Annotated in this window: 14 protein-coding genes; 9 read left to right on the top strand and 5 right to left on the bottom strand. The window is 70.8% G+C overall.

Going from position 1 to position 13622, the window contains the following annotated elements:
* The coding region (locus AOZ53_RS23135) for a LysR family transcriptional regulator (RefSeq protein WP_156333490.1) at positions 1 to 358 on the bottom strand (358 nt) is incomplete at its 3' end.
* A gap of 82 nt (positions 359 to 440) precedes the next feature.
* On the opposite strand from AOZ53_RS23135, the gene AOZ53_RS23130 reads away from it, so the two are divergent.
* From AOZ53_RS23130 to AOZ53_RS23095, 8 genes are read left to right on the top strand one after another with little or no spacing between them, the layout of a single operon-like run.
* A complete protein-coding gene (locus AOZ53_RS23130; RefSeq protein WP_054489531.1) occupies positions 441 to 1568 on the top strand; it encodes an NAD(P)/FAD-dependent oxidoreductase in 1128 nt (375 codons plus the stop codon).
* A complete protein-coding gene (locus AOZ53_RS23125; protein ID WP_054432115.1) occupies positions 1549 to 1845 on the top strand; it encodes a (2Fe-2S)-binding protein in 297 nt (98 codons plus the stop codon). The genes AOZ53_RS23130 and AOZ53_RS23125 overlap by 20 nt, the downstream gene beginning before the upstream one ends.
* Entirely contained in the window at positions 1842 to 3239 is a 1398-nt protein-coding gene (locus AOZ53_RS23120) for an NAD(P)/FAD-dependent oxidoreductase (protein WP_054489529.1), read from the top strand. The genes AOZ53_RS23125 and AOZ53_RS23120 overlap by 4 nt, the downstream gene beginning before the upstream one ends.
* Positions 3236 to 4375, top strand: a complete 1140-nt coding sequence (locus AOZ53_RS23115) for an NAD(P)/FAD-dependent oxidoreductase (protein ID WP_054489527.1) — start codon at positions 3236 to 3238, stop codon at positions 4373 to 4375. Before AOZ53_RS23120 ends, AOZ53_RS23115 begins: the two co-directional genes overlap by 4 nt.
* A complete protein-coding gene (locus AOZ53_RS23110) occupies positions 4372 to 5313 on the top strand; it encodes an ABC transporter permease (protein WP_054432109.1) in 942 nt (313 codons plus the stop codon). Before AOZ53_RS23115 ends, AOZ53_RS23110 begins: the two co-directional genes overlap by 4 nt.
* Positions 5310 to 6182 (top strand): ABC transporter permease, encoded by an 873-nt coding sequence (locus tag AOZ53_RS23105; RefSeq protein WP_054432107.1) that lies wholly within the window; start codon positions 5310 to 5312, stop codon positions 6180 to 6182. The genes AOZ53_RS23110 and AOZ53_RS23105 overlap by 4 nt, the downstream gene beginning before the upstream one ends.
* Positions 6179 to 7180 carry an ABC transporter ATP-binding protein gene (locus AOZ53_RS23100; protein ID WP_054432105.1) on the top strand — a complete coding sequence of 334 codons (1002 nt, stop codon included), beginning with the start codon at positions 6179 to 6181 and terminating at the stop codon, positions 7178 to 7180. Before AOZ53_RS23105 ends, AOZ53_RS23100 begins: the two co-directional genes overlap by 4 nt.
* Positions 7177 to 8160, top strand: coding sequence for an ABC transporter ATP-binding protein (locus AOZ53_RS23095; RefSeq protein ID WP_054489525.1), 984 nt, complete (start codon positions 7177 to 7179; stop codon positions 8158 to 8160). The genes AOZ53_RS23100 and AOZ53_RS23095 overlap by 4 nt, the downstream gene beginning before the upstream one ends.
* A 15-nt stretch (positions 8161 to 8175) precedes the next feature.
* On the opposite strand, the gene AOZ53_RS23090 is transcribed toward AOZ53_RS23095, so the two are convergent.
* On the bottom strand, positions 8176 to 8559 hold the full coding sequence (locus tag AOZ53_RS23090; protein WP_054475806.1) for a DUF4180 domain-containing protein: 384 nt from the start codon (positions 8557 to 8559) through the stop codon (positions 8176 to 8178).
* Positions 8560 to 8839: 280 nt separating this feature from the next.
* Between AOZ53_RS23090 and AOZ53_RS23085 the strand changes: the two genes are divergently transcribed.
* Positions 8840 to 9643, top strand: coding sequence for a class I SAM-dependent methyltransferase (locus tag AOZ53_RS23085; protein WP_054489523.1), 804 nt, complete (start codon positions 8840 to 8842; stop codon positions 9641 to 9643).
* On the opposite strand, the gene AOZ53_RS23080 is transcribed toward AOZ53_RS23085, so the two are convergent.
* From AOZ53_RS23080 to AOZ53_RS23070, 3 genes are all read right to left on the bottom strand, one after another.
* A complete protein-coding gene (locus tag AOZ53_RS23080; protein ID WP_054489522.1) occupies positions 9624 to 11942 on the bottom strand; it encodes a DUF4135 domain-containing protein in 2319 nt (772 codons plus the stop codon). The two genes, AOZ53_RS23085 and AOZ53_RS23080, sit on opposite strands and share 20 nt — an antisense overlap.
* Before the next feature lie 10 nt (positions 11943 to 11952).
* Positions 11953 to 12399, bottom strand: coding sequence for a type III secretion system chaperone (locus AOZ53_RS23075; protein WP_054489521.1), 447 nt, complete (start codon positions 12397 to 12399; stop codon positions 11953 to 11955).
* Between the two features lie 108 nt (positions 12400 to 12507).
* Positions 12508 to 13548: a LacI family DNA-binding transcriptional regulator gene (locus AOZ53_RS23070; protein ID WP_054432098.1), complete on the bottom strand. Its 1041-nt coding sequence runs from the start codon at positions 13546 to 13548 to the stop codon at positions 12508 to 12510.
* Positions 13549 to 13622 lie beyond the last annotated feature (74 nt).

Raw genomic sequence — 13622 nt, 5'->3', positions numbered from 1 at the left:
GCGCCAGGAACTGCATGGTGGCGCGGCGGATGAAGGCGCCGGACAGCGCCGGCAGCACGCCGACCGTCAGCGTGCGCTGCTCGTCGCGGCGGATCGAGTCGACCGCCTGTTCGAGCTGGCGCAGGCCGCTGAAGACGCGGTCGATCTCCTGGTACAGCCGCATGCCGCGGGCGGTCAGGGCCAGCTTGCCGCGCACGCGGTCGAACAGCGTCAGCCCGGTGTCGGTCTCCAGGTGCGCCAGCAGCTTGCTGACGGCGGGCTGCGACACGCCCAGCGCGATGGCCGCCTGGCTGACGGTGCCGTGTTCCACCACCGCCTTGAAGGCCTCGACCTGCCGCAGGTTCAGGGTTTCTTTCATGCCATAACCAAAAAGGGCGGCAACCGGTTTGCCAGTCGCGAAGGTTATAGCGCGGCCGGACACGATGCAAGGACGCCCAGCCATGGCGCATGACTACGACGTGATCGTGGCGGGCGCCGGCATGGTCGGCGCGGCCGCCGCCTACGGCCTGGCGAACCTGGGCCGGCGGGTGCTGCTGCTGGACGGCGCCGACACCGACTACCGCGCCGCCAAGGCCAACTTCGGCCTCGTGTGGCTGCAGGGCAAGGGGCACGGCTATCCCGCCTACCAGCGCCTGTCGCGCGAGGCGGTGCAGGCCTGGCCCGCATTCGCCCGCCAGCTGCAGGACGACAGCGGCATCGCGCTGGACTACGAATGCCGCGGCGGGCTGCACTTCTGCCTGAGCGACGACGAATTGGCCGGCCGCGCGCAGCGCATCGGCAACTGGCACGGGCAGGCGCCCGAAGCCCCCGCCTGTACGCAGATCCTGGATCGCGCCGAATTGCGGCGCCGCTTTCCGTCCCTGCGGCTGGGCGACGCCGTGGCCGGCGCCAGCTTCGGCGAGCAGGACGGCCACGTCAATCCGCTGCGCCTGCTGGCCGCCTTGCAGACCGCCTTCCTGCGGCGCGGCGGGCAACTGCGCAACCGCCACGCCGTGACCGCCATCGCCCGCCTGCCGGGCGGCGGTATCGAGGTTAGCGCCGGCGCCTTGCGGGCCCGCGCGCCGCGCCTCCTGATCGCCGCCGGCCTCGGCTCGGCCGCGCTCGGCGCCATGGCCGGCCTGGATGTGCCGCTGCGGCCCCAACGAGGCCAGATCCTGGTGACCGAACGCCTGGCGCCGCTGCTGCCGGTGCCCGCCAGCGGCATGCGCCAGACCGGCGAGGGCACCGTGATGGTGGGCCTGACGCAGGAAGAGGTGGGCTACGACCTGGGCACCACCTCGGCCGCCGCCGCCCGCATGAGCCGCAACGCGCTGCGCATCCTGCCCGGCCTGGCCGGCGCGCGGCTGGTGCGCCACTGGTCCTGCCTGCGCGTGATGACGCCCGACGGCGGCCCGGTCTATGCCGATTCCCCGACCCACGATGGCGTGTCCATCGCGCTTTGCCATTCCGGCGTGACGCTGGCGTCGTTCCATGCCGGGCCCTACGCCCGCGCGCTGGCCGGCGGCGCGCCGCTCGATTCCCTGGATGCCTTTCACCATGAGCGCTTCAATGTTCAGAAAACTGCCTGAGTCCGACGCGCCCGCGCTGACGCTCACCATCGACGGCGAGACCGTCACCGCGGCCGCCGGCGAGACCGTGGCCGCGGTGCTGCTGCGCCAGCCCACGCCCGCCAGCCGGACCACGCCGGTGCACGAAAGCCCGCGCGCCCCGTTCTGCATGATGGGGGTGTGCTTCGACTGCCTGGCCATCGTCGACGGCGTGGCCTCCACCCAGACCTGCCTGGTCACCGTGCGCGACGGCATGCGCGTGCAGCGCCAGTTCGGCAAGCGGAGCGTGCTGCCATGAAACGCGAATTCGATGTGGTGGTGATCGGCGCCGGTCCGGCCGGCATGAGCGCGGCCATCGGCCTGCGCACGCAGGGCCTGACGGTGCTGGTGGTGGACGAGCAGCCGGCGCCGGGCGGCCAGATCTGGCGCGCGGTCGAGGCGGTGGCGGCCACGCCCACCGGCCGCCTGCTGGGCGATGAGTACCGCGCCGGCGCAGGCTTGGCGGAACGCTTCCGCGCCTGTGGCGCGTTCTACGAACCCGACACCCAGGTCTGGCAGATCGAACCCGACTGGCATGTCTACATGACGCGCCAGGGCCGCGCCGAGGTGGTGCGGGCCGGTCGCGTGGTGCTGGCGCTGGGCGCGCAGGAACGGCCCGCGCCGTTCCCGGGCTGGACCCTGCCCGGCGTGCTGACCGTGGGCGCCGCGCAGATCCTGCTCAAGACCTCGCGCCAGGTGCCGGCCGATCCGGTCTGGGTGGCGGGCAGCGGTCCCTTGCCGCTGCTGTACATGGCGCAGCTGCTGCGCGCCGGCGGCAAGGTCGCGGGCTGGCTCGATACCTCGCCGCCCGGCGGCTGGCGCCGGGCGCTGCCGTGGCTGGGCGACGCGCTGGCGGCCTGGGGCGACGTCAGCAAGGGCCTGGCCTGGCTGCGCGAGATCCGCGCGGCCGGCGTCAAGCGCGTGCGCGGCGTGACGGCGCTGCGCGCGCTGGGCGACGGCCAGCTGCGGGAAATCGAATACACCGCCGGCGGCGTCACTGCCCGGGCGCCGGCCAGCGTGCTGCTGTCGCACGAGGGCGTGGTGCCGTCCATCCACATGACCCGCGCGCTCGAATGCGCCCACAGCTGGAACCCGCAACAGGCCTGCCTGGCGCCGGACCTGGACGCGTGGGGCCAGACCAGCCGGCCGGGCATCTACGTGGCCGGCGACGGCGCCGGCATCGGCGGCGCGCAGGCGGCCTGCGTGCGCGGCGAACTGGTGGCGGCGGGCATCGCGCTGCATGCCGGCCGCCTGGCGCAACCGGCCGCCGACGCGCTGGCGGCGCCGCTGCGCGCGCGCCTGGCCGGATTGCTGCGGCTGCGGCCGATGCTGGACGCGCTGTACCCGCCGCGCGCCGGCATTTTCGCGCCGTCCGATGACACCATCGTCTGCCGCTGCGAGGAGCTGACCGCCGGCGACATCCGCCGCGCGGCCGCCATCGGCCAGCCCGGCCCCAACCAGATCAAGTCGTACACCCGCGCCGGCATGGGCCCGTGCCAGGGCCGCCAGTGCGGCTACACCATCGCCCACATCGTCGCCGCCGAACAGCAACGGCCGGTGGCCGAGGTCGGCTTCTACCGCATCCGCCCGCCGCTCAAGCCCTTGACGCTGGGCGAACTGGCATCGCTGGACATCGAGGAAGAACAGGCATGAGCGCACGGCATTGCGATGTGATCGTGATCGGCGGCGGCCTGCATGGCCTGTCGGCCGCGCTGCATGTGGCGCGCGAGGGCCGGCGGGTGGTCGTGATCGAGAAACACTGGGTCGGCCGGCACGCGTCCGGCGCCACCGCCGCCGGGGTGCGCACGCTGAACCGCGACCTGGGCGAACTGGACCTGTCGCTGGAGGCCATGGACATGTGGCACGCCATGGCCTCGCTGGTGGGCGACGACTGCGGCTTTCACGCCAACGGCCAGATCTGCGTGGCCGAGACGCCGGCGGCGCTGGCCAAGCTGGAGGCGCGCGTCGCCGACCTGCGCGCCCGCGGCTACACCCACGAAGAGCTGATCGGCCCCGACGAACTGCGCCGCCTGCTGCCGGACCTGAGCCCGCATTGCCTGGGCGCGTCGATCGCGCGGCGCGACGGCGCGGCCGATCCGCATCGGGCGCTGCGCGCCTTCCGCGCCAGCGCCGAGCAGGCCGGCGTGACCATCATCGAGCACTGCGGCGTCACCGGCCTGGAACGGCAGGGCCAGGACTGGCGCGTGCTGACCGAGGCCGGCCCGTGGATCGCGCCCTGCGTCATCAACGCCGCCGGCGCCTGGTCGGCGCGCATCGCGGCGATGGCGGGCGACGACATTCCGCTGGCGACCAAGTCATCGATGATGATGGTGAGCGAACGGCTGCGGCCCTTCATCAAGCCGGTGGTGGCCATCATGGGCCGCTCGCTGTCGTTCAAGCAGTCGGACCAGGGCACGCTGGTGATCGGCGGCGGCCTGCAGGGCATTCCCGACCTGGACCGCGAGACCTCCACCGCCCGCATGCGGGTGCTGGCCAAGGGCGCGCACGCCGCCACCGATCTGTTCCCGTCGGTGCGCAACATCCGCATCGTGCGGGTCTGGGCCGGGCTGGAAGCCAAGACCGACGACATGCTGCCGGTGATCGGCCCGTCGCCCAACGCGCCTGGCGTGCTGCACGCCTTCGGCTTCTCGGGCCACGGTTTCGAGCTGGTGCCGGTGGTGGGCGCGGCGCTGGCGGACCTGGCGCTGCGCGGGCACACCGCGCGCGCCATCGGCAACCTGCGGGCCGAGCGGCTGATGTCGCCGCCGGCCAAGGAGCAATCATCATGATGCGCTACGCCATCAAGCGCCTGCTGCTGGCGATCCCCACGCTGCTGGCGATGCTGACCGCGGTCTTCATCCTGGTGCGGCTGGTGCCGGGCGATCCGGCCGCCGTCATGCTGGGCGACCAGGCCAGCGCCGAGGCCCTGGCCGCGCTGCGCCTGCGGCTGGGCCTGGACCTGCCGACCTACGTGCAGTACGGCCGCTTCCTGGGCGACATGCTGACCGGCAACTTCGGCGTCTCCATGGCCAGCGGCCGCACCGTGCTGCAGGAAGTGGCGCTGGTGCTGCCGTGGACCCTGCAGCTGACCGCCGCCGCCATCCTGATCGGCGTGGCCTTCGGCCTGCCGCTGGGCATCTGGGCCGCGCTGCGCCGCAACGCCTGGCCCGATTACCTGGGCCGGCTGCTGTCGCTGACCGGGCTGTCGTTTCCCGCTTTCGTGTCGGCCATCCTGATGCTGCTGGTGTTCGCCATCCAGCTGCGCTGGTTCCCGGTGATCGGCAGCGGCGGCGGCAGCGACTGGGGCTCGCAGCTGCGCAACCTGGTGCTGCCGGCCTTCAACCTGGGCCTGATCATGATGGCCTATGTCATGCGCGTGACGCGCTCATCGATGCTGGGCGTGATGGGCGAGGACTACGTGCGCACCGCCCGCGCCAAGGGCGTGCGGCCCTGGCGCCTGGTGGTGCGGCACGGCCTGCGCAACGCGCTGATCCCCATCGTCACCGTGGTGGGGCTGTATTTCGGCACGCTGATCGGCAACTCGGTGCTGACCGAGATCGTGTTCAACCGCCCCGGCCTGGGCAAGCTGATCCTGGGCGCCCTGAACAGCCGCGACTACACGCTGCTGCAGGGGCTGATGGTGGTGTTCGCGTCGTGCGTGATCGTCGTCAATCTGCTGACCGACCTGGTGTACGGGCTGGTCGATCCAAGGGTGAAATACCAATGAGCGCCATCGCCGCCGCTTCTCCCGCGCGCCCCAATGCCTTGTGGCAGGCGCTGTCCCGCAACCGCCTGTCGTGGGTCGGCATCGGCCTGCTGCTGCTGATCGTGCTGGCCGCCGTGCTGGCGCCCTGGCTGGCGCCGCACGATCCGCTGCAGCAGAACATCGCCTACCGCCTGGAGCCGCCCTCGGCCGAGTTCTGGCTGGGCACCGACAGCTACGGCCGCGACGTGCTGTCGCGCCTGATCTACGGCGCCCGCGTGTCGCTGCTGGTGGGGTTCGTCGCCATCCTGATCGCCATGTGCATCGGCTCGGCGCTCGGCATCCTGGCCGGCTACGTCGGCGGGCTGGTGGACCAGCTGATCATGGGCCTGGTCGACGTGCTGCTGTCGTTTCCCACGCTGCTGCTGGGCCTGATGGTGGCCGCGATGCTGGGCGCCAGCCTGGAGAACCTGATCATCGCCATCGCCATCACCGAGATCGCGCCGTTCGTGCGGGTGGCGCGCGCGCCCACCATCGCGCTCAAGCAACGCGATTTCGTCGAGGCGGGCAGGGCGCTGGGCTACGGTCCGCTGCGCCTGATGGGCGTGCACATCTTGCCCAACATGGTGTCCGACGTGGTGGTGCTGGGCTCGCTGTGGATGGCCTCGGCCATCCGCACCGAGGCCTCGCTCAGCTTCATCGGCCTGGGCGTGCCGCCACCGGCGGCCACCTGGGGCGGCATGATTCGCGAGGGCTTCGAGAACATCCTGGACGCCTGGTGGCTGACGGTGTTCCCCAGCGTCGCGATCCTGCTGACCGTGCTGGCCCTGAATCTGCTGGGCGACGCGCTGCGCGACGCCATCGATCCCAAGCTGCGTTCGGAGCGTTCATGAACCCCCAGACCCAAGCTCCCGTATTGGAACTGCGCGCGCTGCGCACCGAATTCCGCGCTGGCGGCGCCTGGCACGCCGCGGTGCGCGACGTGTCGCTCAGCGTCGGCCGCAATGAAACCCTGGCGGTGGTCGGCGAATCCGGCAGCGGCAAGAGCGTGACCGCGCTGTCGGTGCTGCGCCTGTTGCCCGGCGCCGGCGCGCGCCACGGCGGCGGCCAGGTGCTGCTGGATGGCCAGGACCTGACCGCCCTGTCCGAAAAGCAGATGAGCAAGCTGCGCGGCGAGGCCATCGCCATGATCTTCCAGGAGCCGATGACGTCCCTGAACCCCACCATGACGGTGGGCGACCAGATCGCCGAGGCCATCCGGCTGCATCGGCGCGTGTCGTGGAAGGAGGCGCGGCGCCAGGCGCTGGCGGTGCTGGAAGAGGTCAAGATCCCCGCCGCCGCGCGCCGTTTCGACGACTATCCGCACCAGTTCTCGGGCGGCATGCGCCAGCGCGTCATGATCGCCATGGCGCTGGCCTGCAAGCCGCGCGTGCTGCTGGCCGACGAGCCCACCACGGCGCTCGACGTGACCATCCAGGCGCAGATCCTGAGCCTGCTGTCGGACCTGAAAGAGGCGCACGGCATGGCCGTGCTGTTCATCACCCACAACCTGGGCGTGGTGGCGCAGATCGCCGATCGCGTCGCCGTGATGTACGCCGGCGAGGTGGTCGAGACCGCCGACGTCGACACGCTGTTCGCGCGGCCCACCCACCCCTACACCGAGGCGCTGCTGCGCGCCATGCCGCGGGTGGACGCCGACAACCAGGAACTGGAATCCATCCCCGGCGGCGTGCCGGCGATCACGGCCATGCCCGCCGGCTGCGCCTTCGCGCCGCGCTGCCGCCTGAAAGAGGCGCGCTGCGAGAGCAGCCGCCCGCCGCTGGCCGCCATCGGCCCGGGACACCAGGTGCGCTGCGTGGTGCGCGCCGAACCGTACAAGGACGTGGCATGAGCGAGCTGTTGCAGGTAAGCAATCTGGTCAAGCGCTTCGACAGCGGCGGCGGCTGGCTGGGCGGGCCCCGGCAGACGGTGCGGGCGGTCAACGATGTGTCGTTCAGCGTCGCGCGCGGCCAGTCGCTGGGGCTGGTGGGCGAGTCCGGCTGCGGCAAGTCGACGGTGGCGCGCACCCTGCTGCGGCTGATCGAGCCGGACGAGGGCGGCATCGTGTTCGACGGCCATGACATCCGCCAGGCCGGCGCGGCCGCGTTGCGGGCGCTGCGCCAGCGCATCCAGATCGTGTTCCAGGATCCCTACGCCTCGCTCAACCCGCGCCGCACGGTGCGCCAGGCGCTGGCCGAGCCGCTGCGCGTGCACCGCCGCGGCGATGCCGCCTGGATCCGCGCCAAGGTCGAGCAGACCATCCAGGAAGTGGGCCTGCCGCTGTCGGCGCTGGACCGCTATCCACACGAGTTCTCCGGCGGCCAGCGCCAGCGCATCGGCATCGCCCGCGCGCTGGTGCTGGACCCGGAGCTGATCGTGGCCGACGAGCCGGTATCGGCCCTGGACGTATCGGTGCAGGCGCAGATCCTGCAACTGCTGGAACGGCTCAAGCGCGACCGCGGCCTGTCGTTCGTGTTCGTCTCGCACGACCTGGGCGTGGTGCGCCACTTCTGCGACACGGTCTGCGTCATGTACCTGGGCCGCATCATCGAACGCGGGCCGACCGCGCAGGTGCTGGACCGGCCGCTGCATCCCTACAGCCGGGTGCTGCGCGACTCCTCGCCGGTGCCCGACCCGCGGGCGCGCATCCGGCTGGCGCGCATCGAGGGCGAGATTCCCGCGCCCACGCACCTGCCGCCGGGCTGCGCCTTCCATCCGCGCTGCGCGCGGGCGCAGGCCGATTGCAGGCAGCAGGTGCCGGCGCTGATGGGGCAGGGCGAGCGGGTCGTGGCCTGTTTCCATCCGCTGGAGGCCGAGCGGACGATGGGGTAGCCGGCGCCGCCGCGTTCAGCCCTGGCTTGCCGTCAATCGCGCGGTCAGCGCCGCCATGTCATCCAGCATCCAGAACACGCGGCCGCGGTTGGTCTCGTAGGCAAAGTCGCGCAGCGACTTGCTGTCCGCCAGATAGGCCGAAATGTCGCCCACCACCGCGCACTGCAAACGGTAGTTGACGAACTTCTGGATCAGCTCGCCGGCGATGCGCGTTTCCAGGCGGTAGAAATCGGGATGCACGCGCGCGGCGGGCAGCGCCAGCCATTCGGCCTCGTGCTCCCAGGCGGCGCTGATCAGGTCGTTGGTGTCCTGGCCGGTGGCCAGGGCGGGGCCGGCCGCGTCGAATTGCAGGACGCGCTTGCCGCCGATGTCGACGAGCGTGGGGGATGGCGTGCTCATGGCGTGGCTGCCTGGATCGGGAGGTGTAGTCTTGGGGCGATCATGATATCGCGGCCCGCGCAGCGCCTTGGCGGCCGGGGCTGCTAGAATGGCCGCCATTCCACCGGAGTATGACGACGTGATCCTCGCTGCCTGAAGCGACCCCATCCGCTGACGCGCCCGCCTCGCCCGACGAGCGGGCCGCGCCGTGCGTGATGCCGGGTCTCCACGCCGGGCCCTTGTGCCCGCCTGCCAGCCGCGCCCCGCGCGGCCCAGTCCGCATCACGACTCCGGAGGCTTCATGCCCGCAAACGATCCGTTCGACCTCATCGCCCACAACCAGGCCGCCTGGGACCAACTCGCCGCGCAGGACTGCGAGTGGTCGCGCCCCGTCACCCCCGACATCATCGCCGCCGCCCGCCGCGGCGTTTGGGCCGTGCGCCTGACGCCCGGCCCCTTGCCGGCCGGCTGGCTCGACCAGGTGAAGGGACTGTCCATCCTGTGCCTGGCCTCGGCCGGCGGCCAGCAGGCGCCGGTGCTGGCCGCGGCCGGCGCCGACGTCACCGTGTTCGACCTGTCCGCGCGCCAGCTGGAACAGGACCGCGCCGTGGCCCGCCGCGACGGCCTGGCGCTGACCGCCGTGCAGGGCGACATGCGCGACCTGTCGGCCTTCGCCGACCAGTCCTTCGACGTGGTGTTCCACCCGATCTCCAACCTCTACGTGCCCGACGTGCGGCCGGTGTGGCGCGAGTGCTTTCGCGTGCTGCGCCCGGGCGGCAGCCTGCTGTCGAGCTTCTACAACCCGGTGGTGTTCGTCGGCGACCGCGATCCGCGCTATGCCGCGGACGGGCTGATCCGGCCGGTGCATGCCTTGCCGTACGCGGACATCACGGCACTCGACGCCGCGGCGCTGGATGCCAAGCGCGCGCGCGGCGAGGCCCTGGTGTTCGGCCACACCCTGCAGGACCAGATCGGCGGCCAGCTGGACGCCGGCTTCCTGCTGGCGGGCTTTCACGAAGACCGGCAGCCGCGGCCGCGGTTCGTGATCGACGGGTACGTGCCGACGTTCCTGGCGACGCGGGCGGTCAAGTCCGTGGCTGGGTGATTTCCTCGATCATGGCGCGGGTCTGGTTGCCGGGCAGATCCAGCACGTAGGCCTCCGACGGGACCCGTTCCTTCATCCACTCGCTGGCCAGCGTGCCGATGTGCGCGAACTGTAGCGTCGTCGCCTGGGCCAGGCGCGCTTCCAGGTCCGCGCCGTGCGCATCGGCCCGGCTGTCGAAGTAGTCGGTGGTGTTGTCGGCTCCCCATTGCAGCGGGCGGGAGGTCAGTCCGTCGGGATACACGGCCCGGTTGTTGACCTGCCGGCTGAAGTAGGGGATGTCATGGCTCTGGTAGGCCGTGTACATGGCGGCCTGCAACGGCGCGCGTTTTTCGCTTTCTGGCGGGCAGAGCGTCACGCCGTCGAGGAGCCGCTTCAAGGTCGATAGTTCGGTGGCGCCGTTGTAGAAGTCTGCCACCGCCGCGGACGTGGTGCTGCGGAAGGTCTCATAGCGCAAGTCGCCGAGGATGGTGCGTTGGTCCTGCGTGCTGATGGGATGGTAGCGCAGGTGGAAATCGGGAATCGCGGCATGAAACTCCGCCAGGCCGCCGTTGGCTTTCAAGGCGGTCAGGCCGGCGGTCACGCCCGTGCCAAACTGGCTGTGGTAAAGCGAATAGGGGGTCGGTCCGTTTTCGGTCTGCGGCGGGACGCGGTTGTGCAGGTAAGTCATGCCGCCCTGATCATCCGGCGTGCGCAGGATGATCAGGCTTTCGATGACTTCGGTGGTGGGTTCGGCGGTATGGAAAACGCCGTCCACGATGTTGTAGGGACTGCACAGCGGATTGTTGTCGGTGGCGCGGGAAAAGGTGTCGTTCAGGATCATGGCCCGCATGAGTTTTTCGAACGTCTTTGCCGCATCCTCCGTTTTCGGCGCCTGTTGCGGGGTGGCGAGTCCCTCCGTGGACGTATCGGCTTGCGCGGTGACCGCGGTGGACGGGCCGGCCTCCGGTGACTTCGGCGGGGGCGGATCGAGCGTCAGCAGGGTCGTCAGGTGCTTGATGGCTTCGGGCACCAGCGCGAATTCGAGGTCGGTGAAGAAGAAGCGGCCTTGGCTGACCATGATGTTCTCGTGGTGCAGGTCGCTCGCGCCCGCCAGCATCAGCGCGGCGATGGCCCGGCCCAGGTCGCCGAAGACCCGTCCGGCCTCTGCGGAGTCGATCACGTGATCCTGGGCCGAGCTGTGCGGCAGGAACTGCACGTAGCCATAGTCCAAGTCCTCATGGGACCGCGGCAGGAAGCGATAGGTCATGTCCTGCGCGCCAGCCATCTCCAGCAGGCTGCGGCGCGGCGGGCCGTCGCGCGCCTCCAGATCCTTGCCCGAGAGCGCTTCATCGATGCGCACGTCCCGGGGCTTGTAGACCACTTTGCCACCGCCCTCGAACGTGAGGATCGCGACCCGGTTGCCTTGCTTGTGCGGATCGCTGTCCGTCAGCGTGAGACCGACCAGTTTTCCCGCGCTGGCGGTCTCGAGGAAGCGGGGGCCGATCGCGCCGTGATCGCGTTCCAGGCGTTCCAGCAGGGTCTTCATGCAGGTGGTGAAGCCCGCCGCCTCCCGATTCAGGTGGACGTCCATCGCGGGCACCATGCGTCGCAGCGCGTCGACGCCGCCGTCGGCTTCGAGTTTGGCCAATAGCGGCGCCACGGGTTGCTTGTCGAGGTTGCGCCCGCCGCCGGTACGGCTTTGCGTGTCGAATTGGTAAAGCGCGCGGACCACGTATTCCTCGAGCCGCTGCGCCAGTTTCGCGCCCAGCTTGCCGGCGAGCTCCAGCCGTTCCGTGCCATCGGCCTGTATCAGTTGCGGCAGGATGGCGCGCATCGCCCCCTTCAGCGCGGGTTCCACCGCTTCACCGCGGGCGCCGCGCGGCAACGCGATGTCTTCCATGACATAGTTCAGCGCGGCGTCGATCTGCAGGTCAGAGGGGTTTTCCGCCTTGATCGCGTTCAGCGCCGCCATCCGATCCTGGGCATGGACCTGGGCCGCCTGGATGGCGCCGGTGATGCGATTCGCGGTGAGGGCCTGCACCGGTTCGTCGCGTAGCGCGGCCATGCCGGAGCTGGGGCCGTACTCGGTTTGCAGCGCGTCGCGGAAGGTGTTGAGCACCTCCTGGTTCTGCTGGGCCACGCGGTTGCTGAAGAAGGTCGACAGCTTTTCCACGGTGACGTGAAACAGCCACGTCAGGTTGTTGCCGGGGCGTGCGTTCTGCAGTTTGGGGTCGTCCGGCGTTTCATGCCCGACGATGATCCGGTCGGCAGCAGGGGCGGTGTTGACGATTCCCTGGAATTGGTCGAGACCGATACCCATGGTGGGCTCCTCAGGCTTGCAGCCAGTTGCCGGGCGCGGCCGGCGCTGCCGTGTCGGTCGCTGGCGCTTCGAGCGTGGCGCGCCAGCGCAGGGCGATGTCGATAAAGGCTGCCAGGCTCTCGGCCAGTCCAGGCGCGTTGGCGAGGGCCAGCGGCTGGCGGGTGCTGAGGATCGCGACGTCCGCCTGACGCGCCAGGCCCAGCGTGTAGGGCGAGGTGCCCGCGCCATTGGCGCGGAGCAGTTGGCGGAACAGCTCCGCGCGGCGCTGTTCCGGGATGATTCCCAATGGCGCGAACAGCGTCAGGTCCAGTCCTTGCGCGTCAATCGCCAGATTCACGGGCAGGTTGTTGTCGATGACCAGCGTGCACGTATCGGATTCCGACAGGGGCAGGGCATCCACGCCCAGTACGCCGGCCAGTTCCGTCAGCAGTTCCTTGAACCGTTCGGTGGGATTCATGCGCCTCTCCTGGATGGGGCCGCGCCGCAGGGCGGGCCGCGCCCGACGGGCGTCAGGCGGTGTCAGGAGAATGAGTAACGGGAACGGCCGGAAGGTTCCGGGCTTCGTTCAGCCCGGTATCGGCCGGTCGCTGCTGCCGCGCACCACCAGCGACGGCGCCAGCCGCACGCTGGCCGGGGCGCCGCCGTCGATCTTCTGCAGCAGCAGTTCCAGTCCCAGCCGCCCCATCTGGTGCATCGGCGAATGGACGGTGGTCAGGCCGATGGGCAGGGCGCCCGCCAGCGGCGTGTCGTTGTAGCCCACCACGGCCACGTCGCGGCCGGCCTCCAGGCCCTGCTCGCGCGCCGCGCCCATCACGCCCACCGCGAGGAAGTCGTTGACCGCGAAGATGGCGGTGGGGCGGTCCGGGCCGGCCAGCAGGCGCGCGCCGACCTGGCGGCCGGCGTCGGTGTCGAATGGGCTCTCGATGCGCCAGTCGGCGGGCACCTCGACGCCTTGCCGCGCACAGGCGGCGAAAAAGCCCGCCGAGCGGTCGCGGCCGGTGCTGGCGAACGGTTCGCCCACCATCACCGCGATGCGCCGGTGGCCCATGGCCAGCAGGTGCTCGGCGGCCAGGCGGCCGCCCTCGATGTCGTCGCAGGTCACGGCGCAGTGGTCGTCGGCGTGGCGGCTGACCAGCACGAACGGCACGTCGCGCTGCGCCAGCTCGGCCAGCAGCGGATTGGGCGCCGCGCCGTCGTGGCTGTGGGCGTCGCCCAGGATCAGGCCGTCCACGCGCCGCGCCAGCGCCATGTCGATCAGCTTGCGCTGCTTGTCGGGCTCGTCCTGGGTGTTGGAGACGAAGGTCAGGTAGCCGTGCTCGGCGGCGGCCTCGTCCACGCCTTCGTAGATGGTGGCCAGCACCATGTCGGACAGGCGCGGCACCAGCACCCCGATGGTGCGGCTGCGGCGCGTCTTGAGGCTGGCCGCGTGGGGGTTGGTCCGATATTGCAGTTCGGCGGCCAGCGCCCGGACCCGCTTGACCGTGTCCGGCGCGGCGGCGGCGCGCGCGTCGTCGTCGGAACCGTTGAGGACGCGGGACACGGTCGACACGTTCAGACCGAGCTGCCGCGCCAGGCTTTGCAGCGTGACAGGGCGGGATTTGTTCATGGGGCTGGAGGATACACGCCCGAATACCGTCTTAGGGCCTTTCGCGGCAACCTAGGGTTTACACGGTGTCGATT

It is taken from the genome of Achromobacter sp. 2789STDY5608621, from assembly GCF_001299375.1.
Taxonomy (GTDB): domain Bacteria; phylum Pseudomonadota; class Gammaproteobacteria; order Burkholderiales; family Burkholderiaceae_B; genus Achromobacter; species Achromobacter insuavis.
The sequence above is the reverse complement of the archived record's forward strand: the minus strand, read 5'-3'. Positions and strand labels throughout refer to the sequence as shown.